This window comes from Advenella faeciporci, from assembly GCF_014652395.1.
In the GTDB taxonomy this organism is placed as follows: domain Bacteria; phylum Pseudomonadota; class Gammaproteobacteria; order Burkholderiales; family Burkholderiaceae_B; genus Advenella; species Advenella faeciporci.
The window spans coordinates 44,526-68,172 of sequence record NZ_BMYS01000004.1 but is presented as its reverse complement, the minus strand read 5'-3'; the positions used below and the strand labels follow the sequence as shown (position 1 = coordinate 68,172).

Below are 23,647 nucleotides of genomic sequence, written 5' to 3'. Positions count from 1 at the left end.
TTAACGATTTCCTTCGGCAATAAAGTGGCAGGCGGCAAAATGACCGGGCGCATGCTCTTTCCAGACAGGGGGCTGTTGCCGGCAAACAGCCTGTGCCTGCGGGCATCGGGTATGGAACACACAGCCGGTGGGTGGGTTGATGGCGCTGGGTAATTCACCCTTGAGCAAAATACGTTGCCGCTTTTGTTCCAGATCGGGGTCGGGCACCGGAATCGCGGAAAGCAATGCCTGGGTATAAGGGTGCAGGGGATTGGCATACAATTCATCGCTGCCGGCCACTTCAGCCATCTGGCCCAGGTACATGACGCCTACCCGGTCTGACAAATATTTCACCATGGCCAGGTCATGGGCAATAAACAGGTAAGTAAGTTTTTTTTCTTGCTGCAGGCGTTGCAACAGCAGCACAATCTGGGCCTGGATGGATACATCAAGCGCCGAAATCGGCTCATCGGCAATGATGATTTCCGGCTCAAGGGCCAGCGCACGGGCAATGCCCACCCGCTGGCGCTGGCCGCCCGAGAACTCATGCGGGTAACGGTGGGCGTGAGAGGGATTCAGCCCCACTTCTTCAAGTAGCTTGTAAACGTGTTGGCGCAGGGCATTTTTGTCTTTATGAACCTGATGAATTTCCAGCGGCTCGGCAATAATTTCAAAAATGGTGGCGCGTGGGTTAAGCGAGGCGTAAGGATCCTGGAAGATCATCTGGACCTGGCGGCGCCTTGTTCTGTTTTCTTGCACGCTTGTCTGGTGGATATCTTTGCCATTAATGTGGACCTGGCCCGCTGTGGGCAGGTACAGGCCCATGATGGTGCGGCCCACCGTGGATTTGCCGCAACCGGATTCTCCCACCAGGCCGAAAGTTTCCCCTTTATGGATATTAAATGAAATACCATTCAGGGCCTTGACGGTCTGATGCTTATTGATGGGAAAATGTTTTTTCAGTGCCTGGACGGATACCAGCGGCAGGTTATTGTTCTTATGGATGGCCATGACAATGGAATGAAAAAAAGTCTTGTTGGGACGATTTTAACAGCAATGTCGGTTTCGGCCATGGTTGGGTGCCTGTGTAAGGGTTAGGCCGGATCGTTTTTTTGCATGGCCAGGCGCATGACCGGACGGGTCAGCAAGGCATAGATGCCAGCCAGGACAGCGCAGGCAAAGCAGAGCCAGGGCAAATGGGCGCTGACATAAAGCCATTTGAAGGCTTCGATACTGATGGCGGACATGAACATCATGATCAGGCTCATGGCACCGGCAACCACACCTTTGGGTGCCTGAGAGGCGAGCAGGGTAAGGCGGTACAGGACGGCAAAACTCAAGCCCTGGGCAAAAGACAGCAGGCTCATGCCCACAATCAGCCCGGCCAGGGTAAAGGCCGGTAGCAGCCCGGCCAGCAACAGGCTAAGTCCGCCCAGAAAAACCAGTGGCAGTGCATGGTGGACGGTTTGGCCAAGCGGTACTTTTCCCGATACGCGGGCCAGGGCCAGGTTGCCCAGAATCAGGCAGGCAAAAATGGGAATCTGGGATTTGGCATAGCCCAGGTTATCCAGGCCCAGGTCTTTGACCAGAAAAACCGGAGACAGTCCGATCCAGACCAGCATGGGCAGTCCGATAATGGGGCTGAACAGGGCCAGTTGCATGAATTTCCGGTTGCGCAGGGTGGTTTTGTAGTGGTCCAGGACGCTACGGATGGGTTCCTTGGGGGCGCCCAGGTCAACGGTTTCGGGCATATGGCGGAACAGGCCAATCAGGCTCAGGCAGGTAATGCTGGCAATCAGGATGAATCCCCAGTGCCAGGACAAATAGCTGATGAGGGCGGCACCGGCCAGCGGGCCCAGCAGGGGAGCAATAAGCGCAATATTGGCCATTAAAGCCATGACTTTAATAGCCGTGCTTTCCCGAAAGGCTTCCTGGATACTGACATACCCCACCGCCCCGATGAAGCAGTGAGACACACCTTGCAGCAGTCGCATGAGCATGAAGCTTTCAATATTGACACTGAACAGGATCAGGAGATTGGTAAGGGCGTAATAAAGCGTTCCGGCCAGCATGACCCGGCGCCGGCCATACCGATCTGACAGGGGACCGATCAGCCACATGAGGAGGGCCCCACCCAGAATGTACAGCGACATTGAAGAAGCAACCCAGCTGTCATCCACCTTGAATTCATGCGTAATGGTGAGCATGGCCGGTTGCACCAGGTCGTTGCCAATATAAACCGCAAATTCAAAAAGAACCAGTGCTACTGGAAACCAGAATAAGTCACGTTTTTGTTTTTTAGTGTGGGTGGGTGTCATGGGGGGCTGTATGTTTTTTGCCTATATTAATGCATGAACAGATTATTAAACAGTCAGGTTAAAAAATCTATACATGATTAAACATTAGTATGTTACGTTAGAAAAAAATCAATGACCATAATAAACAGAAATACTTGATTGGGATTTTTTATTTAAAAAGCTATAGGGAGGTAGGTTGTGCGTATAGGTATACCCAAAGAAAGCCTGCAGGGGGAGACCAGGGTGGCGGCAACGCCAGTAACGGTTGAACAGCTGCAAAAACTGGGCTTTGATGTCATGATTGAACATTCGGCTGGCCAGTTGGCCAGTTTTGATGATCAGGCTTATATTAAGGCCGGTGCACAAACAGGCACACGACAAGAAGTTTGGCAGTCAGACCTGGTTTACAAGGTCAATGCTCCCACTGATGAAGAAATTGCCTTGCTCAAGGAAGGCGGCACACTGGTCAGTTTTATCTGGCCGGCGCAAAATCCCGAGCTGGTGCAAAAGCTGGCGGGCAAGCAGATCAACGTGCTGGCCATGGACATGGTGCCACGCATTTCGCGGGCCCAGTCCCTGGATGCCCTGTCGTCCATGGCCAATATTGGCGGCTATCGCGCTGTTATTGAAGCCGCCCACCAGTTTGGTCGTTTCTTTACCGGACAGATCACGGCAGCCGGCAAGGTGCCGCCTGCCAAGGTGCTGGTGATAGGGGCCGGGGTGGCTGGCCTGGCCGCTATTGGCACGGCCGGATCTTTGGGGGCCATTGTGCGGGCTTTTGATACCCGCCTTGAAGTGGCCGAGCAAATTGAATCCATGGGTGGCCAGTTCCTGAAACTGGATTTTGGTGCTGAAAACGGCTCATCTTCTGATGGCTATGCGAAAACCATGTCCGAAGAGTTCATTCGTGCCGAAATGGCCCTGTTTGCCGAACAGGCCAGGGAAGTGGATATCATTATTACCACTGCCTTAATCCCGGGCAAACCGGCACCCAGGTTGATTACCCGTGACATGGTGGACAGCATGAAACCGGGCTCAGTCATTGTGGACATGGCGGCCGCTGCGGGTGGCAACTGCGAATATACCCGTGCCGGTGAGGTTTTTGTAACCGATAACGGTGTCAAGATCGTGGGTTACACCGATTTACCCGGTCGTTTGCCGGCCCAGTCTTCACAGCTGTATGCCACCAATCTGGTGAATTTAAGCAAACTGCTGTGCAAGGATAAAGACGGCCAGATTGATATCAATCAGGAAGACGTGGTGTTGCGCAATATGAGCGTGATTACCCAGGGTGCCGTTACTTTCCCGCCCCCGGCCATCAGTGTATCGGCAGCGCCTGCCGCTGCTGCCAAGCCGGTTGCCGCGGTCAAAAAAGCCGAACCGAAATCCGCCCGCTTCAAGCTGGGGGTGTTGGCCGTACTGCTTGTGCTGTTTGGGCTGGCAGGTGCCTGGTCCCCCCCCGAGTTCCTGTCTCACTTTACGGTTTTTGTTTTGGCTTGCGTGGTGGGTTACTACGTGGTCTGGAACGTAACCCACTCCCTGCATACGCCGCTTATGTCGGTCACCAATGCGATTTCCGGCATTATTGTGGTGGGCGCCCTGCTGCAAATCGGGCATGGCAACGGGCTGGTCAGTGTGCTGGCATTTATTGCCATTCTCATTGCCAGTATCAATATTGCAGGTGGTTTCCTGGTTACGCAGCGCATGCTGAAAATGTTCAGAAAAGACAAGGGTGAATAATATGTCTCAAGGTTTGGTTATGGCGGCATATATTATTGCCGCATTGTTGTTCATTGCCAGTCTGGCAGGCTTGTCAAAACAGGAAACCGCCCGCAATGGCAATACATTCGGGATTGCCGGCATGGCGATTGCCCTGCTGGCCACCATTTTCAGCCAGAACGTGGAAGGACTGGTCTGGATTATCATTGCCATGATCATTGGTGGTGCCATCGGCATGCGTTTGGCACAAAAAGTGGAAATGACGCAAATGCCCGAGCTGATTGCCATGCTGCACTGTTTTGTGGGCCTGGCGGCGGTTTTTGTGGGCTACAACAGTTATATCACGGCAGACAGCCATGGCATCGTGTCAGGCGCCATGCAGAACATTCATCTGGGTGAGGTTTTCCTGGGCGTGTTTATTGGTGCGGTAACCTTTACGGGCTCCATTGTCGCTTTTGGCAAACTGCGCGGTTCCATCAGCTCCAAGGCCTTAATGTTGCCACATCGTCACAAGCTTAATGCGCTGGCATTGCTGGTGTCATTCCTGCTGATGTGGCAATTTATTGCTTCGGGCGGCTCAACCTTTGCCCTGATTCTCATGACCTTCATCGCGCTTGCGTTTGGCTGGCATCTGGTGGCTTCCATCGGGGGCGCCGATATGCCAGTGGTGGTGTCCATGCTCAACTCCTATTCGGGCTGGGCCGCGGCCGCTGCCGGTTTCATGCTGTCCAACGACCTGCTGATCGTGACAGGGGCCCTGGTGGGTTCATCGGGGGCGATTCTTTCCTATATCATGTGCAAGGCCATGAACCGGTCTTTCATTTCGGTGATTGCCGGTGGTTTTGGCAATGATGCGGTTGCCAGCAGCAGCGCTGAGCAAATGGGTGAGTATCGTGAAATGGTGCCCGAAGAAGTGGCGGAAATACTGAAGAACGCCAGTTCGGTCATTATCACCCCCGGCTATGGCATGGCAGTGGCCCAGGCCCAATATCCGGTGGCTGAAATTACCCAGCACTTGCGCAATAAAGGGATTAACGTGCGCTTTGGCATCCATCCGGTGGCGGGCCGTCTGCCCGGTCATATGAACGTGTTGTTGGCCGAAGCCAAGGTGCCTTACGATATCGTGCTTGAAATGGACGAAATCAACGAAGACTTTGCCGATACCGATGTAGTGCTGGTGATTGGTGCCAACGATACCGTGAATCCGGCCGCGAGCGAAGACCCGACCAGCCCGATTGCCGGCATGCCGGTTCTTGAGGTCTGGAAAGCGCAGCAGGTGATCGTGTTCAAACGCTCCATGAGCACGGGTTATGCCGGTGTGCAAAATCCGCTGTTTTTCAAAGACAACAGCTTTATGTGTTTTGGTGATGCGAAAGGAACGGTAGAGTCCATATTACGCGCTTTGTAATGTAGGCATCCTCAGGGCTATAATCTTTTTTTACGGTTTAGCCCTGTTTCTGTTTTCATGTCTCAATCTTTTCCCTTGCCCGTGCGCGATGGCATAGTACCCAGTCGCCTGTATTTGCCGCGAGAGCAGCAATGGCCCGATTTGTTCAGTTTTCTGCTGGTGAAATTTCCGCATATGCCCCCTGATATCCTGCGTGAGCGGCTGGCCCGCGGGGATATGGTGGATGCCGCGGGTGTGTCCATGCGGCTGGACAGTCCTTTTGTCGCGGATAGCTGGTTGTGGTATTACCGTGAAGTGCCTGCCGAAGTGAACGTCCCCTTTGACCTAGAGGTACTGTACCAGGATGAATGTCTGGTGGTGGCTGATAAACCCCATTTTCTGGCCAGTATTCCGGGTGGGCGTTATTTGCAGGAAACCGCCCTGATCCGCCTGCGTAAACAGCTCAATAACTTTGAGCTGAGCCCGATTCACCGCCTTGACCGGGATACGGCGGGTCTGCTGCTTTTCTGTGCCAATAAACACCATCGGGGTGCCTACCAGACATTATTTCAGACACGTGAGGTTTATAAAACCTATGAGGCGATCGCTCCTTTCAGGGCCAGCATGGAATTTCCCCTGATACGCGAGAGCCATATCCGCAAAAGTGCACGGTATTTCACCATGGAAGAAGTCGCCGAGGAGCCCAACAGCCGTACCCGCATCAGCCTGTTGCGGCATAACGGGAAGTGGGGTCATTATTTGCTGGAACCGCTTACGGGTAAAAAGCATCAGCTGCGGGTTCACATGAATGGCCTGGGTTTGCCCATTTGTAACGATGAGTTTTATCCTGTCATGCTACCTGCCCGTGAAGAGAACCGTTTTGACCAACCCTTGCAACTGCTGGCACGCTCAATAGGCTTTACCGATCCGGTCACCGGACAAACCCGCTTTTTTGAAAGCCGCAGAACGCTGGAAATGCAGGCCGGTATTAACGAAACCGTGTCGGGTTAATCTGTTGTCGTTCTGGCTCTGCTCAGCTTGCGTTTGGCTGGTTGACGTGAACCGAAGATGACGTTAATGCGGCGTGGTGTCGATAATGCCAAGATGGTTGGCGACATTGCGCTCCAGGAAGAACTGGCGTGATGGCAGTTCATTGACTCGGGTGCGGTTGATAATCATGGTGCTGCTGCCGCCGCCATCCAGGTTCAGGGCATTGTTCACATTCATTTTTTTAAACAGGCGCGCCAGCTGGTTCAGGGTATATCCCTGAAAATCAGTCTTGCGGCCTTCCACCACGACCAGATATAAATAGCGATTATTGTTGCTTAGGCCCAGTGCTGTACGGGGGTGTTGGCCACGGGCGTTTGAATGGCATATTTTCTGGCTGCCATGCGGGCAGATATAGCGGCCGTTTTTAAGGGTTTGCCACCCTGAAATAACCGTATGCCAGGCGGGGTTATGTGCGGTCTTTCGGTTGGGCGCCTCGATAAAACAACGATTTTCAAGGGTACAGGCCAGAAAGGAATGGTGGGTGGTGTCGTAGCTGCCCGGCCAGCGGATGCCATTACTGACATTCAAGCCTTGCGGCTTGTTGTTTGCATCAAAGAAAGCACCGTTAATGGCGACGGTGGTTTTGTTGGGAAAAGCAAAATTGGAGGTGGTTTGATTGGCTTGTTTAATTGGGGTGCCAATGATTTGAATGCCGGGGCAGTGAAGGTCGATTTTGGCAATATGAACCCGGTTCTGGTCCGCCTTTTCATATTGTATGCATGGACTGACCTGTTCTTTGGCATGTACTTGGGTGGATAGCAAGAGACCCAGTACCGGCAAGAGGCGTAGCAGGAACAAATGAAGCATGTTCAAGAAGATCGACAACGTTCTATCCTGAGCGCGCACCATAGTGCCAGCCAGCATGTCAGTAACAGGAGCAGCCAGTAAATGACGGTGCCAACCCAGAACCGGGTATTGGATTGCTGGCCATCCAGGACGCCCAGCACCTCACCGGTATAGGGGTTCAGGAAAATGCTCTGGTTATATAGTCCGTTTACCTTGAACTTGAACTGGGCACTGCTATCGGGGGACTGATCAATTTTTGCGCTAACCAGAATGGCATTGGCAGGAAGGTATTTACGGGCTTCCTCGTAAAGGATTTGTGACGGTATGGGGTCCTGGTTTTGTTCTTGAACATAAAACCGGTCATGGTAGGCCCAGGAGTCGATATGAGTATTGTAGAAATTGGTAATCGCGTTGCAAGCCAGAATGGTGATGACCGGAATGAGGAGCAGGGCCAGATAAAAATACCAGCGATAGCGCATGCCGTGAGCAGCGTATTCCTTCTGCCCTGAATAGGAGGTGTTCGGGGTTTGCATGTCAGTTTCTGAATTGACTTTTTCCATCGTCCTGATCTTGGGTGACGTGGTGTGTCTGGTAGGGAATCCCATGCGGAAAAAACGGCAGATGGGGCCCTGCAACCTTTCAGCCTTGTGTGATTTTGATGATCCTATGTGCTTGAGTTTACTACCATTTAAAAAGGTAAGGCAAGCAATAGCTTTTATTTTAAGGGTTTTTCGCTTAAATTCTGTTAATTCCGTTGAAAATGAAATTGACTTTACTGCTTAATCATGGTTAAACCCCATGCCTTGGGGGAAGGTGCATGGGGTTTATGAATAAGCGGCTTATGAACGATATTGTGCCTTGGCAACCTGACGCCAGTGATGCAATAGCGGCTCGGTATAGCCATTAGGCTGAGTCAGGCCCTTGAAGATCAGGTCACTGGCGGCCTGGAAGGCGGGAGAGGTATCAAAATTGCCAACCATGGGGCGGTAAGCCGGATCGCCTTCATTTTGCTTGTCAACCACGGCAGCCATGCGTTCCAGGGTTTTGCGAACCTGCTCTTCACTGACAATGCCATGGCGCAGCCAGTTGGCAATGTGCTGGCTGGAAATGCGCAGGGTGGCCCGGTCTTCCATTAAGCCGATATCGTGGATATCGGGTACTTTGGAGCAGCCAATGCCCTGGTTTACCCAGCGCACCACATAACCCAGGATACCCTGGGCGTTGTTGTCAAGCTCCTGTTGTTTCTCTTCTTCGCTCCAGTTTGTGTTTTCAGCTACCGGAATGGTCAGGATGCGGTCAAGGTAATCGGTGGTATCACCTTCCAGGCTTTTCTGGACTTCTTTCACATTAACCTGATGGTAATGCAGGGCATGCAGGGTGGCTGCGGTAGGTGAAGGCACCCAGGCGGTATTGGCACCTGCCTTCAGGTGGCCGATTTTCTGTTCAATCATGGCGGCCATCAGGTCTGGCATGGCCCACATGCCTTTACCGATTTGTGCCTTGCCAACCAGGCCGCAGGCCAGGCCGGTTTGTACGTTATTGCGCTCGTAGGCATCAATCCAGGCGGTTTGCTTGATATCGGCCTTGCGGATAACCGGGCCGGCTTCCATGGAAGTGTGGATTTCGTCACCGGTGCGGTCAAGAAAGCCGGTGTTAATGAAAGCGATGCGTTCTTTGGCTTCAAATACGCAGGCTTTCAGGTTGACGCTGGTGCGACGCTCTTCATCCATGACACCCATTTTCAGGGTATTGGGAGCCAGGCCCAGCAGTTGTTCGGTGCGACTGAACAGTTGGGTGGCAAAGGCAACTTCGTCGGGGCCATGCATTTTGGGTTTGACAATATAGATGGAGCCGGTATGTGAGTTGCGTTCGCTGCCTTCACGTTTCAGGTCATGAATGGCGATCAGGCTGGTAATGACGGCGTCCATGATGCCTTCAGGGACCTCATTGCCGTTTTCGTCAAGGATGGCCGGATTGCTCATTAAGTGACCGACGTTACGGATAAACATGAGCGAGCGGCCCTGCAGGGTTGCTGTTTCACCGGTTTTGGTGGTGTACTGGCGATCGGGGTTCAGGGTACGGGTCATGGTCTTGCCGTTTTTGACGAAGGTATCACTCAGGGTACCGTTCATCAGGCCCAGCCAGTTACTGTAGGCCAGGACTTTGTCTTCGGCATCGACAGCGGCGATCGAGTCTTCACAGTCCATGATCGTACTGAGAGCGGATTCGAGTAACAGGTCTTTGACACCGGCCAGGTCCTGTTTGCCAATGGGGTGGTTGCGGTCGATCTGGATTTCAAAATGCAGGCCATTGTGGCGAATCACAAGTGCTTCAGGGGTGTTGGGATTGCCACGGTAACCCAGGAAGCAGGCGGGATCGGCCAGCGTGGTTTGGCTGCCGTCTGTGAGGGTGGCACAAAACCCGCCCTGAGTGACGCTGTATTGGCTGACATCTTTGTGTGAGCCCTGGGCCAGCGGAATGCTTTGGTCAAGGAATTCGCGGCCATAGGCAATGACTTTTTCACCGCGCACAGGGTTATAGCCTCCGGTGCTGGTTGCGCCATCGTCTTCGCTGATGGCATCGGTGCCATACAGGGCATCGTACAGGCTGCCCCAGCGCGCATTGGCGGCATTCAGGGCATAACGTGCATTGGTAATGGGTACCACCAGTTGCGGGCCACCCTGGTCGGAAATAGCGTAATCAATATTGGCGGTGCTGACCTTGAAGTCGGCCGGTACGTCTTTCAGGTAGCCGATTTTTTTCAGGAAATCTTTATAGGCAGGCATGTTTTTGATAGGGCCGGGGTTGGCGCGGTACCAGTTGTCCATCTCGGCCTGGATGCGGTCACGTTCGGCCAGCAATGCCTTGTTTTCAGGGGCGAGGTCATGGATAAGCTGGTCGAACCCTTGCCAGAAGGCGGCAGGATCGACACCGGTACCCGGCAGGGCGCGGGTATCGATGAAGTCTTTCAGTACGGTGGCTACCTGCAAACGGTGGCATTGGGTTCTTTCAGTCATGTCGTGCTCCTGTCATGGAAATTTTTTTTGCGTATATTTGAAGAATGATGATGCTATTATGACGCGATGCACACTAAGCCTCAAGGTGCCTGGGGTAAACACAGTTTTTACTTTTAGTAAAAAGCAATATTTATTTTGAGTTTATAAATGGAAGCATTGGTTCATGCAAAACCTGTTCAATCATTATCCTGAAAAGGCCTTGCTGGTCGAAGGCGTGGCCGGTAGCGGGAAATCCACCCTGATTGCGGAAGAGGCCCGATATTGCGTGTCCAGTGCGCCGACATTGCTGATGACATTCAGCCGTGCCGGGCGTGATGTGTTAAGCGGCTATATGCAAAAACGGGGGCTGGTGTCAGCCGAACAACCCAATCTGACCATCAGCACGATTGATGGTCTGGCGCATCAGTTATTGCGCCGCCTGGGGGATGAACGCTATGTATTGGACCGCGATGCCGTTGTGCGGGACTTGTTGCCGCAATTGGTGGAAGAGGCCTGTGAAGAAGGCTTTGACTGGGAATTTACGGCACCGCAGATTAATGAAGAACACATGAACGCGCTCATGGCGGATCTGGAATTTTTTCGTGCTTCCAGGGCCTGGGAGGCCGAGTCTGCCGAAGATTGTGAGTTCATCTGTGAAGGCAAGTTAAATTTTGATTATCGTTTTGTGCGCCGCGTTTTTTATGCTTATGACTCGTACCGGGCCCATTGGCCCGGGCCCGAGGCCGGCACGGAAAATCTCCTGCTTGATCCTTACGTCGCGCCAGCCCAAAGAACCGGGGTGTTTGGGTTCCGGCTGATATCCGAGGCGGTGTTTGACCTGCTGGAGCGGCTCGAGTCAGAAACCCTGGATGAGCGCTTTATGGGCGGGTACCGTTTTGTGTTTATTGATGAGTTTCACGACACGACCCCCTTGCAACTGGCGTTCCTGTTCCGGATCTTAAGTCCACAGGCCCGCATTCTGGCGGTTGGCGATCGCATGCAGAATATTTTTGCCTGGCGTGGCACCGATACCGATGCGGTATTCAACACCTATGTGCAGCATTATTCGGCCCGTATCATTCATTCCCTGCAAACATACCGTTTTGGTGACAGCCTGGCCGAATTGGCCGGCAAACTGACGGGCCGGCAATTGCAGTCAATGGCCAGACATAAAACAGACATTACGGCCGTCAAGGGTACGATGGCCGATTTGCTGCCCCATATCAAGCCGGCCCGTTTGTCGCATTTGGCGGTGGTTTGCCGTAATGGGGCAGATAAGGTCAGTGCCGCCTTTAGCCTGTTCAATAGCAGTGACAGCAGCCCCGAATTGGCCTATCCGCTGGTGAATACGTTTGCCGCCAGTCTGCTGGTTTACCTGTATTCGGTACGGTTTCCCCGGCTTGCCCCCATGGTTAAAAAAATGGATGAGGCGGTGCTGCAGTTTTTAAGCCTGCCGCATTGCCTGCTGGACGAGCAGGCCAAGCATGAAATTGCCCATAAGGCAACGCCTGGCAGTTTGCGCATGTATCTGGATCTGCATTTGCGCGGTGGTTCGGTCAAAGGAGAGGCATTTTCTGACGAGATGAAAAATGCCTTGCAATGGTGGCTTGGGCAAAAAGACTCGAAAGCCGGGCTGGTGGCAGAACTGGAAACCTTTGCCCGCTTGTCGGGGGTGTTCAGCTATGGAGCCAGCCAGCACCGGGTGCTGGAACAGACTGCCTGGTGCTCATGGCAGGGCTTGCTGCGGTTTTTGTCTGCCCGGCAGGCCACCATTGAGCAATGGCCAGCCCTGTATGGCCGGCTTTTGGCAAGCTGGAAAACACGTGGCGGCATCCGGTTTTATACCGTGAGTGAAGCCAAAGGACGTGAATTTGATGAGGTGATGGTTTATAACGCCGGCCTTGGGGGGTTTAAGGCCCGGGGCAGTGATGATGCGATAGAACGCAACCGTTTTTATGTGGCGATTACCCGTGCAAAAAAATCGCTGTTTCTTTTAGCCGGATAGTTAAAAGAAACAGCGGTTTTATAGTTGGCCCGGCTAATGTTTAGTTAGCTTGGCCGCCTATCATCATTATTTTGGATGTTGATAGGCGGTGGTTTCCTGCCAAAAGGTTTATTGGTCAACGAAAGCGCGTTCAACCACATAGGCACCCGGTTTGGAGGTGCTGCCCTCGTTAAAGCCGCGCTTTTCCAGAATGGGTTTAAGGTCGCGCAACAGGCCCGGGCTGCCGCAAATCATGATGCGATCTTCTTCGGGGTTGAGTTCGGGGACATTCAGGTCGGTGAACAGCTTGCCGTTTTCGATAAGATCGGTAATACGACCCTGGTTTTCAAAGGGTTCGCGGGTAACCGTGGGATAATACTTGAGTTGATGGGTGATCATTTCACCCAGGAATTCATTGTTGGGCAATTCGTTGGTGAAATAATCGCGATAGCACAACTCGTTAACGAAACGTACTCCATGCACCAGAATGACCTCTTCAAAACGCTCATAGGTTTCGGGGTCGCGCATGATGCTCAGGAACGGTGCCAGGCCAGTACCGGTTGACAGCATATACAGGCGTTTGCCGGGCAAGAGGTAATCAATGAGCAGGGTGCCGGTAGGCTTGCGGCCAATAATGATATTGTCGCCAACCTTGATGTGCTGCAGGCGTGAGGTAAGCGGGCCGTCGGGGACTTTGATGCTAAGGAATTCGAGATGTTCTTCGTAGTTGGGGCTGGCAATACTGTAGGCACGCAGCAACGGTTTGCCATCAACCGGCAAGCCGATCATGGTGAAATGGCCGTTATTGAAACGAAGGGCCTGGTCACGGGTGGTAGTGAAACTGAAAAGACGATCTGTCCAGTGGTGGACACTTAATACTTTGCCTTCAAGAAAAGCAGCAGCCATAAACGATTGACCTGTTGGAGTTATTGAAAAAGAATTTATCATTCTACAAAAGAAAGCAAAATATTTTCTTGAATATAATCAAACAATCTTCTTTTAATTAATCAAAAAGCAGTAAATTACTATTAAATTCGTTTTTTTCGGGTTAATTCCCCCTTTTTCCAATTATTCAGTAATAAGTTTATAAACAGCTTGTCTAATGGCGTGTGGCAGGGAGTCTACAAATATGATGATGAAAGCATTTTCCAGAAAAATCTGGCAATGGGGTGTTGCTCCGCTGCTTGCCGTGTCGGTATCAGTAACGGCATACGCACAAGATGTGATCCGCATTGGTGAAATCAACAGTTATAAAACCATACCGGCCTTTTTGGAACCGTATAAAAAAGGGATTGATCTGGCTGTTGAGCAGATCAACCAGGCCGGTGGCCTGAATGGTAAAAAAGTCGAAGTCCTGATTCGTGATGATGCGGGCAACCAGGGCAATGCCATCCGCGAGGCCCAGCAACTGTTAACGCGCGACAGGGTGGATGTATTAACCGGCAGCTTCCTGTCGAATATCGGGCTGGCACTGGCCGATTTTGCTAAACAGAAAAAAGTGTTCTTCCTGGCCGGAGAGCCGTTAACGGACAAAATCGTTTGGGAAAACGGTAACCGGTATACCTACCGCCTGCGTGACTCCACCTACATGAAGGTGGCCATGCTGATTCCCGAGGCGGTCAAGATGAACAAAAAGCGCTGGGCCCTGGTGTATCCCAATTACGAGTACGGACAATCGGCCATCGAGTCGTTCAAGAAACTGCTGAAAGCGCAGCAGCCCGATGTGGAGTTCGTGGCCGAGCAGGCTGTCACCTTAAACAAGATTGACGCGGGTAATGTGGTGCAGGCCCTGGCCGATGCCAAACCCGATGCGCTGTTTAACGTATTGTTCAGCACCGACCTGACCAAATTCGTGCGGGCCGGCAAAACCCGCCAGTTCTTTGACAACCTGCCGGTGGTCAGCCTGTTAACCGGTGAGCCCGAGTATCTGGATCCTTTGGGTGAAGACACCCCCAAAGGCTGGTTCGTGACCGGTTACCCCTGGTATGCCATTGATACGCCTGAACACAATGCCTTCCTGAAAGCTTACCAGGACAAGTTCAACGACTATCCACGTGCCGGTTCGATTGTGGGGTATGCCATGATCATGTCACTGGCCGAAGGCATTAAGGCAGCGGGCTCTACCGATACCGAAGCCCTGATCAAGGCTTTCAAGGGACTGAAAGTGCCCACCCCGTTTGGCGAAATTGAATACCGTGACATTGACAACCAGTCCACCATGGGTGCTTATGTGGGCAGGCTGGATGTCAGGGACGGCAAGGGCATCATGACTGATATCCGCTATGTGGACGGTAAAGATGTACAGCCTTCCGATGCGGAAGTGAAAAAACTGCGTCCTGCCGAATAAGTCACAATGGAAGTCTCGGGTTTAATTGTTCAGCTGCTGAACGGTCTGGCGGGAACCTCATCCCTGTTTATGGTTGCTGCCGGGCTGTCATTGATTTTCGGGGTCACCCGGATTATCAATTTCGCCCATGGTTCCCTGTATATGCTGGGCATTTATATTGCCTATTCGCTTACATCATGGCTGGGTGCCACGGTATTGGGATTCTGGGGGGGGCTGCTGGCGGCTGGCCTGATGGTGACCGTACTGGGCGTACTTATTGAGGTTTTTTTGCTCAGGCGTATCTACCGGGCCCCCGAACTGTTCCAGTTGCTGGCCACTTTTGCCCTGGTGCTGATCGCCAGCGACGCGGCCCATTGGTTATGGGGGCCTGAAGACCTGCTGGGCATGCAGGCCCCGGGGCTGGAAGGCGCCATACCCGTGTTCGGGCGCATGTTTCCCACGTATAACGTTTTTCTGATTATTATCGGCCCCCTGGTATTACTGTTATTGTGGTGGTTGCTGAACCGTACCCGCTGGGGAACGTTTGTGCGTGCGGCCACGCAAGACAAGGAAATGCTGGGGGCGCTGGGGGTGAACCAGGCATGGCTGTTTACCGGTGTATTCGCACTGGGTTCTTTTCTGGCCGGTTTGGGTGGTGCGCTCGAGTTGCCCAATGAACCGGCCAGCCTGGGGCTGGACATGCGCATTATTGGCGATGCCTTTGCCGTTGTGGTGGTGGGGGGCATGGGTTCCATTACCGGTGCTTTTCTGGCAGCGTTGCTGATTACCGAAATGAAGGCCATTTGTATCTGGCTGGGCACGGTACATATTGCTGGCCTGCAAATTGAGTTTTCCCAGTTGACCATGGTGGTTGAGTTCCTGATTATGGCGCTGGTACTGGTGTTCAGGCCGTGGGGCCTGCTGGGCAGGGAGCAGGCCGCTTCGCGCAATTCGGCACCCATCGAGGCACCTATTCGCCCGGCAGGCCGCCTGCTTCAGGTAGCCGCTTGCCTGGCATTGCTGTTACTGGCGGGGGTGCCGCTGCTGGAAGACCAGTTTCCCTATTTAATGATCCTCACGCAGGATGCCCTGATTGCCGTGCTGTTTGCCACCAGCCTGCATTTTATTGCCGGGCCGGCGGGCATGCATACTTTTGGCCATGCCGCTTATTTTGGCCTGGGGGCTTATGCCGCCGCCCTGCTGATGCAAAAAGCGGGCCTTCCCCTGATAGCAACCCTGTTCATCGCCCCCCTGTTTGCGGCCTTTGGGGCTTTGGTGTATGGCTGGTTCTGTGTGCGTCTTAGCGGTATTTACCTGGCCATGCTGACCCTGGCGTTTGCGCAAATTACCTGGTCAGTCGTGTTCCAGTGGGACAGCTTTACCGGCGGCTCCAATGGTCTGATCGGGATCTGGCCGCCAGAATGGTTAAGCAGTCCGCAAGCCTACTATTATTTTACGCTTATCATCGTTGCGGGCAGTGTGCTGGTGTTGCGTCGCCTGCTGTTTTCGCCGTTTGGTTATGCCATGCGGGCCGGGCGCGATTCGGTATTGCGCAGTGATGCGATTGGCATTAACGTGAAACAAACCCAATGGCTGGCTTTTGTGATAGCCGGCCTGTTTGCCGGCCTGGCAGGCGTGCTGTATGTGTATTCCAAAGGCAGTGTTTCTCCTGAAGAATTGCATATCAGCAAGTCTATAGATGGCCTGGTCATGGTGTTGCTGGGGGGGGTGCAGTCTTTGCTGGGGCCCATTGTTGGCGCGTTTTCCTATACCGTGCTGCATGATTATGTGGTGGGTATTACTGATTACTGGAAAGCCCTGTTCGGCCTGGTTATTCTGGTGCTGGTTTTATTGTTTCCGCAGGGTATTGCCGGGTTTTTTGCCCAGCTGGGCAGGCGTTTTCAGGCCCGTCAGGCCATTGCTCCCAAAGGACAGCCATGAGTTTGTTGCAGGTTACCGATCTTCATAAAGCCTATGGCGATTTCATGGCCGTCCGGGGGGTGGATTTTAGCCTTGAGCAGGGTGAGATGCTGGCCCTGATCGGCCCCAACGGGGCAGGCAAGTCAACCACCTTTAACATGATTGGCGGGCAAACCAGGGCCAATCAGGGAAGGGTTTGCCTGAACGGTCAATCCATCCTGGGCCTGCAGGCACGTGATATCTGGCAACTGGGTGTGGGTCGCACTTTTCAGATCGCCGCCACCTTTGCATCGCTCACCGTGGTGGAAAACGTGCAAATGACCCTGCTGTCCTTTCACCGGAAAATGTTTTCGTTTTTCAGGCCGGCCGCCTTGCAGTACCGGGCACAGGCCTTGACCTTGCTGGCGCAGGTAGGCATGGCCGACCAGGCCGACCGGCCCTGCAGTGAACTGGCCTATGGTGATGTAAAGCGGGTGGAACTGGCCATGGCATTGGCCAATGATCCGGTTTTATTGCTCATGGATGAACCCACGGCAGGCATGGCGCCCCAGGAACGTAATGAATTGATGGCCCTGACGCGCAAACTGGCCAGGCAGCGCAATATGGGTGTCCTGTTTACCGAACATAGTATGGATGTGGTGTTTGCCTATGCCGACCGCATCATTGTGCTGGCCGCGGGCTGGCTGATTGCCGAAGGCTCACCCGACGAAATCCGCAACCATCCGCAGGTCAGGGAGGTTTACCTGGGCTCGGGAATCGGGCTGGAAAAATTGAAAGAAGGGTTGACAACATGAGTGCCATCTTGCCGGAAAAAACCAAGCCGTCAGCGGGTGAAACAGACCTGTTAACGGTTTCGGGCCTGAATGCCTGGTATGGCGGGGCACATATCCTGTTTGATGTGAACCTGACGGTGGGCCAGGGTGAAGTGGTGGCGTTAATGGGCCGTAATGGCGCGGGAAAATCAACCACGCTTAAATCCATCATGGGCCTGCTCGATCGCACCAGCGGCAAGGTTACTTTCATGGGCCAGGATATTTCACGCTGGCAACCTTACCGGATTGCCCGGCAGGGCCTGGGTTATGTACCCGAAGACCGGCGGGTGTTTTCCGACCTGAGCGTGACCGAGAATCTGGACGTGGGGCGCCAGCCCGTGCGGTATTGGCCCGATGGCCGTGAAGCCGTTGTCTGGACCCGTGAATCCCTGTTTTCCCTGTTTCCCAATCTGGGCAAGATGCTGGACCGGCCCGGTGGCAAGATGAGTGGGGGTGAGCAGCAAATGCTGAGCGTGGCCCGGACCTTAATGGGCAATCCCTTCATGGTGCTGCTGGATGAGCCCTCGGAAGGGGTGGCACCGGTGGTGGTGGAACAAATGGCCCGCATGATACTGGCCCTTAAAGAAAAAGGGATTGGCATTTTGCTGTCTGAACAGAACCTGCCTTTTGCTGAACTGGTGTCGGATCGGGCCTATGTGCTTGAAAAGGGCCAAGTCAAGTACAGCGGCTCCATTCAGTCACTCATGGCAAATGAAGACGTCAAACGGGCTTATTTAACCGTTTGAATTTATCGTTAGTGGACGCAAAGACGCCGTTTGATCCATCTGAGCAGGCTACCCAGCAGGGGAAATTTTTCATACAGTTCTTCAGCGGCATCCCAATAGTCGCGATGGTAGCTGACCATGCCTTCTTCATTGAAAATCACATGACTGCCGCCATGAATGGTTTGCCGTGTATCGGGCTGGGTGCTTTTGAAATAAAACGTTAAATCCCACAAGATAAAGCAATGATTGTCTTGCGCAATGCATTGCAAAATGGTGAATTGCGGTTTATTTAAAGATTCAAACATATGTTCGAAAATTTTCCTGATTTGGGCAGGGTTTTTGACATCATTGAAAGGGTCTTTGAAACGGGCTTCCGCGGCGTATATTTCAAAAATCCGGTTCAGGCTGTTTGGACTGATGGTGGTATAAAAATCCAGCAAGCGCTGCTGGGCTGAGTTATGCTGAGTGCTGGGTGATGTCATGGCAGTATTCATGGTAAAGGTCATCATTCATTGGCTTAAAGACCGGTTATTTTGCGGACAAGCCAAAAATACAGCGGGTAGGGCAGGATTCTTAGCAAACGCATAAACAGCGTGAATTTTTTCGGAAAATCAATGTGGAAGCGGCCCCTCTCCCAGCCTGCAATGATATGGTCGGCGGCCTGATCGGGTGTGATCAGGGCAGGCATGGCAAAATCATTCCGGGCGGTGAGCGGTGTTTGTACAAATCCCGGATTTATCAGGCTGATCCCCAGCCCACGGTCATGCAAGTCAAGATACAGGCACTCGGCCAGATTGATCAGGGCCGCCTTGGTGGGGCCATAGGCCAGGCTTTTGGGTAAACCGCGAAAACCGGCCACGCTGCTGATCAGGCTGATATGGCCCCGGCCGTTTTCCAGCATCAGGGGAAGAAGCCGGTCCAGCAAATAAAGCAGGCCGGTCACGTTGATTTGCTGATGACGCAGCATTTCTTCCAGATCGTATTCAGGGGCACGTAGCGGCTTGTAATGGCCGGCACAATAGCACACCAGGTCTGGGCAGCCAGTTGTGTTGTACAGGGTATCAAAAGCCTGGGCCAGGCTCTCGGGGTGGCTTACATCCAGTGGCAAGGCCTGGCTGCCAGGGTGTTTGGCTACAAAAGCATCCAGCGCCTCACGGTTGCGTGCCGAAACAATCACGTTTGCTTTTTGGGCGGCCAGTTTTTCAGCCAGGGCCAGTCCTATGCCACTAGAGGCACCAATCAGCCACACACGCCTGTTTTGCCACTGGGTGATGGGTGGATTCAGGTTCATCATGATTTGTAAAATGACAAAGTCACTTCGCCCAGCTTGATGCCGAATTTGCTCATGGTGGCCCGGTTCAGCATGACCCGGTCGTCCATCAGGTACATCCAGTCATCAAACTGGACAGAATAGGTTTTGCCATCCACCGGCAGTTTCAACGTGTACTGCCAGTTGAAGGCGTTGCCCGAGATCTGCCCCTGTGCCTGGCCTTCAACATCACCCGCGGTGCCAGTATAGCGGCCATCGGCGAGTTTTTCAAGATGCCATACCCGGCGTTCTTTGGTGCCGTCAGAATAAGTGAAATGTTCGTCCAGAACCCCCTTGTTGCCCGTCCAGCGGCCTTCCATTTTGACAATGAAGCGTTTGACCACCTTACCGCTACGATCCTGGAAAATGCCATGGGCCTCAAGCGGACCATTAAAATAAGTAGCCAGATCCAGGGAGGGCGTTTCGTTTTGGTAATCGGCAAGCTGTTGCCCGGTGCAGCCAACCAGGGCAAGTGCTGAAAGCAGGGCGGTAGCTGAAAATAAAATACGTTTCTTCATGGTTAAAGCTCCTGAGGTGAATGTGGTGCCTGGAAAAAACGGTAAAGTGCCCAGGCGGCCAAAGATTTAAGCAGGCAGGGCAAGCCGGCATAAACCAGGCTGAGCATTTGCAATGCCTGCGTATCCCGGATACCTGGGGTGTAACCCAGCCATTCAAGCAAAGGCAGTGTCAGGCCGGCCGCCAGTGCCAGATTGGCTTTGGTCATGAAGTTCCACCAGCCCAGATAGGCGCCTTCATGCTTGCCGCCATGGCCCAGCGCGCGGATCAGGCCGGCAAGCATGGCGCCAGGCAGGGCCAGATCGGCACCCACGGCAAAACCGGAAAATGCGCAAATGAACGCAAAATAAATGGCATCGCCCTCACCCAATGAAAGTGTCCAGATAAACACCAGAATGGATAAAAGCATGCCGCTGAGCCAGGTTTTGGCCAGGCCAATGCGACGCACGAGATATAGCCAGAAGGGCATGGACAAGGCGGCACATAGAAAATAAAGACCTAAAAACCAGGGTTCGCTGGCCAAAGGCGCACGGATACGGTCCTGGATGAAAAAAAGCACGAGGGTGGCTGGAATGGCCGAGGCAATACCATTGAGCACGAAAACCAGCAAAAGACGCCGAAACGGTGCCTGCCTGAAGGGATGCCACAGGGAAGTGACTTGTGTCGGGTTTAAATGATTGTGGACCGGTTTGGTAGCCAGGCTTAAGCAGAAAAACCCCAGGCCAAGGCAAATCATGAAGCTGATCAGCATGGCCTGGTAGCCCAGCCATCCGGGAATGGCTGAGGCCAGCATGACACCGATCAGCCCGGCGCTTTCCCGTGCAGCAACAATCTTGCCACGCATGACGGCATCGCCACCCAGCCGGGCACCCCACGCCTGGTGCATGATCATCAGGAAACTGTAGACGGTATAGGTGATGAGCAGGCAGGTGGTAATCCAGATGATCAGTCTTGACCCTGAAGCGACCGGAACGGGGGGAAACAGCAGTCCGGCCAGACCCAGTATGAGCACGATGGATGCCAGGCCAATAAAGGGCATGATGCTGGCGTTTGGCCGGTTGAACAGGAAATCGCTTAAGCGGCCCAGCAAGGGATCGGTCAGGGCATCAAACAGCCTGCTTGCCAGGAATAGTAAACCCAGNCAGTGGTAACCCCAAAGTCCCATAGCTTGCCGCCTGTGGCAGGGTAAGTTTGGCAGGTGCTGACATGATTTGTTCAGGCCTGTTCAGTTGGCGGCCGGTTTACCCAGGGCAAGCAAGGACTGTCGCAAGGCCGGTTCCGAGGTTTTTTCAGAAAGCCAGATACCAAAGAACAGGTTCGAAAATTCAGAATCACGAATACTGCCAAGCGGGCGTCCGGATTGCATGAAAACCGCGCCTTGGCCAGGCTGGTGCAAGCCCAGGATTTTGTCACCTTCCTGGACATCAGGAAGAATTTCGGCCAGTGCCTGTTGCCATTGTTTCTCTTGTTCGGGTGTAAAGCGGCCAATGCGACGCATCTCTTCCAGCGATCGGTCGGCAATTGCTTTGCCTGTGAAAGATCTTGAATAAGTCAGTTCAAGTGCCAGGGGATAGTCTGCATAGCGTTGCGGGTTAAAACCGGGAGCCGCCCAAAGCGACGCCTGGTAAATATTCCAGCCCAGGAAACGCATTGTGGCATTGCCCACCGGCTGCAAATTGGCAGGCAGGGACACCGTCATGGCAGTTGGGGCAACAGGGCCGGCCTTGCCGGCAGCCATGGCGTTTGGCAACGTGGCGCAGCTGGCGGCAAGTGTCAGCATGGCCAATAAACGGGTCGCGTTCATTTTTTACTCCTTGACAAGTGTCAGTTGCATGACATTGATACTGCCTTCCGTAAAGGCGGCTTCACAATAGGCAAGGTAAAATTCCCATGTCCGCATGAAGGTTTCATCAAAGCCCAGTTGTTTGACCTGTGCCTGCTGGGCCAGGAAGTCCTCACGCCAGAGCCGGCATGTTTTGGCATAATCCAGACCAAAGGAAAATTCGTTTTCCAGTTTGAGTCCGGCCTTGTTGATCTGATGGCGTAATTCGTCAGGACAGGGCAGGCAGCCACCGGGGAAAATGTATTGCTGAATGAAGTCGGTACCGTTGATGTAACGCTCGTATAATTCATCCTTAATCACAATGCTCTGGATGCAGGCACGGCCACCCTGTTTAAGCAGGCGGCTGATGGACTGGAAATAAACGGGCCAGTATTCTTTGCCCACCGCCTCGACCATTTCAATGGAACAAATGGCATCGAAAGCGTCGTCGTTGATATCGCGGTAGTCCTGCAGGCGTAAATCGGACTGAGCGCTCATGCCCAGGCTGTCCATACGTTGGCGGGCATACGCCAGCTGTTCGCTTGAAAGCGTGACGCCCGTTGGGTGTGCCTGGAATTGAACGGCGGCCATCTCGGCCAGGGCCCCCCAGCCGCAACCAATTTCAAGCAGGCGATCGCCCGGCTTCAGGTGCACCATTTCCAGTGCCCGTCTGATTTTTGCCATCTGCGCGGTTTCAAGATCTGCCTGAGGGTTAGCCTCAAACAGGGCGCTGGAGTAATTCATGCTTTTATCCAGCCATAAGGAATAAAAATCATTGCCCAGATCATAATGGGCATGAATGTTTTTGCGGCTGTTGCTGCGGGTATTGCGATTGAGCAAATGGCGAATGCGATACGCCAGCCGACCCAGCCAGTTGCCGTAAATCAGTTGGCTCAAATGCTGGCGATTTCGTACCAGCAGGGTCAGCAGGGCGGGCAGGTCCGGAGTGCTCCAGTCACCCGAAATATAGGTTTCGGCAAAACCAATGTCACCTGATTTGAAGACGGCCTGGCAAACCTGCCAGTTGTGCAGGTGCAGAACAGGAACACTCTGGTTTGCGCTTGTCTCCTGGGTACCAAAAAGCTGGGACTGGCCGTCGGGCAAGACAACAATCAATTTGCCATATTGCAAATGGCTTAACAGGCGAAAAGCGTTTTTGACACTGGCCGGTACGTTGCGGGGCAAGCTCAGGGTTTGTGGGTTGCTGGCGGTGGTGGTATTCATCGTGAATAGTCTCAACGGGTTACAGGTTGATCAGGAGGACTGGGTTTGTGACGGAATCCGGTGCGTTTGACCCAGAGTTTGAGTGCCTGCCAATGGATGCGCAGCATGATCATGACTGTCATGGCAGGATAGCGCCAAAGCGCCCGCCTTAAAGTGGCCGGTGTAATGGGCAGCAATGTTCCGCTGATGCTGGTTTTCAGGATCGGTTTTTCGGCTTCGTGATAGTGAATCAATACCGATGTTTTCAGGCCGTCCTGGTGTTCGCTGCGCATGAAGCAAAAGTGATACTGGCCTTTGATGTCGCAAAACGGGGAAACATGAAAGACTTTCTGAATGTCTGTCCATGCACCAAAGCGGGGCTGGTCAAGCAAATAGAAATGCCGTTCGCCAAAAGTGTTATTGACTTCCGCGACAATGGCCCGAAGATGCCCGTCGGCATGATGACAGAACCAGAAACTGACGGGTTTGAAGGTGTACCCCAAAACACGCGGGTAGCAATGCAGCCATATTTCACCGTTGGCATCATCAATGCCCTGGGCCAAAAGCAGTTCATTGAGCCAGGCCAGGGCGCCACCCTGTTCTGGGCTCCGGCCATCGCCGTGGTCACAATCATGGAAACTGATGGCCCCCGGCTTATTGATGGCCAATGCACCACCACTGTCATGCAGATGTCGCATGGGCAACATCAGGAAAAAAGTGGGATAGCGAAAACGATTGACGGTGGGTTGCAACCGGGCATGGTAGACCTGTCCGAAACCTATCAATGCGCAAGGGGGAGGCGTTTTGCTGCTCATG

The 23,647-nt window shown here is 53.3% G+C and carries 22 protein-coding genes; 9 read left to right on the top strand and 13 right to left on the bottom strand.

Translation table 11 applies throughout. The features are described from left to right. A complete protein-coding gene (locus IE074_RS04490) occupies positions 1-990 on the bottom strand; it encodes an ABC transporter ATP-binding protein (protein WP_189384246.1) in 990 nt (329 codons plus the stop codon). A gap of 83 nt (positions 991-1,073) precedes the next feature. After that, complete coding sequence (locus IE074_RS04485; RefSeq protein ID WP_189384245.1) at positions 1,074-2,297, bottom strand: MFS transporter; 1,224 nt, start codon at positions 2,295-2,297, stop codon at positions 1,074-1,076. Between the two features lie 177 nt (positions 2,298-2,474). Between IE074_RS04485 and IE074_RS04480 the strand changes: the two genes are divergently transcribed. From IE074_RS04480 to IE074_RS04470, 3 genes are read left to right on the top strand one after another with little or no spacing between them, the layout of a single operon-like run. Further along, positions 2,475-4,016 carry a Re/Si-specific NAD(P)(+) transhydrogenase subunit alpha gene (locus tag IE074_RS04480; protein WP_189384244.1) on the top strand — a complete coding sequence of 514 codons (1,542 nt, stop codon included), beginning with the start codon at positions 2,475-2,477 and terminating at the stop codon, positions 4,014-4,016. Between the two features lies 1 nt (position 4,017). Continuing rightward, complete coding sequence (pntB, locus tag IE074_RS04475; protein WP_189384243.1) at positions 4,018-5,403, top strand: Re/Si-specific NAD(P)(+) transhydrogenase subunit beta; 1,386 nt, start codon at positions 4,018-4,020, stop codon at positions 5,401-5,403. A gap of 57 nt (positions 5,404-5,460) precedes the next feature. Beyond that, complete coding sequence (locus tag IE074_RS04470) at positions 5,461-6,393, top strand: pseudouridine synthase (RefSeq protein ID WP_189384242.1); 933 nt, start codon at positions 5,461-5,463, stop codon at positions 6,391-6,393. Between the two features lie 63 nt (positions 6,394-6,456). Here the strand turns inward: IE074_RS04470 and IE074_RS04465 are convergent, their stop codons facing one another. Further along, positions 6,457-7,257 (bottom strand): phosphodiester glycosidase family protein, encoded by an 801-nt coding sequence (locus IE074_RS04465; RefSeq protein ID WP_229793882.1) that lies wholly within the window; start codon positions 7,255-7,257, stop codon positions 6,457-6,459. Continuing rightward, a complete protein-coding gene (locus IE074_RS04460) occupies positions 7,242-7,751 on the bottom strand; it encodes a PepSY domain-containing protein (protein ID WP_189384241.1) in 510 nt (169 codons plus the stop codon). Before IE074_RS04460 ends, IE074_RS04465 begins: the two co-directional genes overlap by 16 nt. Here IE074_RS04460 and IE074_RS04455 point away from each other — a divergent pair. Further along, positions 7,750-8,001: a hypothetical protein gene (locus IE074_RS04455; RefSeq protein WP_169292948.1), complete on the top strand. Its 252-nt coding sequence runs from the start codon at positions 7,750-7,752 to the stop codon at positions 7,999-8,001. The two genes, IE074_RS04460 and IE074_RS04455, sit on opposite strands and share 2 nt — an antisense overlap. Positions 8,002-8,057: 56 nt before the next feature. Here the strand turns inward: IE074_RS04455 and IE074_RS04450 are convergent, their stop codons facing one another. Continuing rightward, on the bottom strand, positions 8,058-10,235 hold the full coding sequence (locus tag IE074_RS04450; protein ID WP_189384240.1) for a malate synthase G: 2,178 nt from the start codon (positions 10,233-10,235) through the stop codon (positions 8,058-8,060). A 163-nt stretch (positions 10,236-10,398) separates the two neighbouring features. On the opposite strand from IE074_RS04450, the gene IE074_RS04445 reads away from it, so the two are divergent. Next, a complete protein-coding gene (locus IE074_RS04445; RefSeq protein WP_189384239.1) occupies positions 10,399-12,219 on the top strand; it encodes a UvrD-helicase domain-containing protein in 1,821 nt (606 codons plus the stop codon). A 108-nt stretch (positions 12,220-12,327) separates the two neighbouring features. Here the strand turns inward: IE074_RS04445 and IE074_RS04440 are convergent, their stop codons facing one another. Beyond that, positions 12,328-13,104, bottom strand: a complete 777-nt coding sequence (locus tag IE074_RS04440) for a ferredoxin--NADP reductase (RefSeq protein ID WP_189384238.1) — start codon at positions 13,102-13,104, stop codon at positions 12,328-12,330. Between the two features lie 226 nt (positions 13,105-13,330). Here IE074_RS04440 and IE074_RS04435 point away from each other — a divergent pair, with 226 nt between their 5' ends. From IE074_RS04435 to IE074_RS04420, 4 genes are read left to right on the top strand one after another with little or no spacing between them, the layout of a single operon-like run. Then, positions 13,331-14,545: an ABC transporter substrate-binding protein gene (locus IE074_RS04435; RefSeq protein ID WP_373297769.1), complete on the top strand. Its 1,215-nt coding sequence runs from the start codon at positions 13,331-13,333 to the stop codon at positions 14,543-14,545. Between the two features lie 6 nt (positions 14,546-14,551). Further along, positions 14,552-16,465 carry an ABC transporter permease gene (locus IE074_RS04430; protein ID WP_189384237.1) on the top strand — a complete coding sequence of 638 codons (1,914 nt, stop codon included), beginning with the start codon at positions 14,552-14,554 and terminating at the stop codon, positions 16,463-16,465. Then, positions 16,462-17,238, top strand: a complete 777-nt coding sequence (locus IE074_RS04425) for an ABC transporter ATP-binding protein (protein ID WP_189384236.1) — start codon at positions 16,462-16,464, stop codon at positions 17,236-17,238. Before IE074_RS04430 ends, IE074_RS04425 begins: the two co-directional genes overlap by 4 nt. Continuing rightward, positions 17,235-18,002, top strand: a complete 768-nt coding sequence (locus IE074_RS04420; protein WP_189384235.1) for an ABC transporter ATP-binding protein — start codon at positions 17,235-17,237, stop codon at positions 18,000-18,002. Before IE074_RS04425 ends, IE074_RS04420 begins: the two co-directional genes overlap by 4 nt. Positions 18,003-18,010: 8 nt before the next feature. Here IE074_RS04420 and IE074_RS04415 read toward each other — a convergent pair whose 3' ends face one another. The 7 genes from IE074_RS04415 to IE074_RS04385 all read right to left on the bottom strand — a co-directional run bounded on the left by IE074_RS04415 (position 18,011) and on the right by IE074_RS04385 (position 23,646). Further along, entirely contained in the window at positions 18,011-18,463 is a 453-nt protein-coding gene (locus IE074_RS04415; RefSeq protein WP_189384234.1) for a nuclear transport factor 2 family protein, read from the bottom strand. A gap of 35 nt (positions 18,464-18,498) precedes the next feature. Further along, on the bottom strand, positions 18,499-19,272 hold the full coding sequence (locus IE074_RS04410; RefSeq protein WP_189384349.1) for an SDR family NAD(P)-dependent oxidoreductase: 774 nt from the start codon (positions 19,270-19,272) through the stop codon (positions 18,499-18,501). Next, positions 19,272-19,808, bottom strand: coding sequence for a DUF3833 domain-containing protein (locus IE074_RS04405; protein WP_189384233.1), 537 nt, complete (start codon positions 19,806-19,808; stop codon positions 19,272-19,274). The genes IE074_RS04410 and IE074_RS04405 overlap by 1 nt, the downstream gene beginning before the upstream one ends. Positions 19,809-19,810: 2 nt before the next feature. Beyond that, on the bottom strand, positions 19,811-20,971 hold the full coding sequence (locus IE074_RS04400) for an MFS transporter (protein ID WP_189384232.1): 1,161 nt from the start codon (positions 20,969-20,971) through the stop codon (positions 19,811-19,813). 60 nt (positions 20,972-21,031) lie between these two features. Beyond that, positions 21,032-21,610, bottom strand: coding sequence for a chalcone isomerase family protein (locus tag IE074_RS04395; protein ID WP_229793881.1), 579 nt, complete (start codon positions 21,608-21,610; stop codon positions 21,032-21,034). A 3-nt stretch (positions 21,611-21,613) separates the two neighbouring features. After that, on the bottom strand, positions 21,614-22,852 hold the full coding sequence (locus IE074_RS04390; protein WP_189384231.1) for an SAM-dependent methyltransferase: 1,239 nt from the start codon (positions 22,850-22,852) through the stop codon (positions 21,614-21,616). A gap of 11 nt (positions 22,853-22,863) precedes the next feature. After that, positions 22,864-23,646 (bottom strand): DUF1365 domain-containing protein, encoded by a 783-nt coding sequence (locus IE074_RS04385; protein WP_189384230.1) that lies wholly within the window; start codon positions 23,644-23,646, stop codon positions 22,864-22,866. Between the last annotated feature and the right edge of the window lies 1 nt (position 23,647).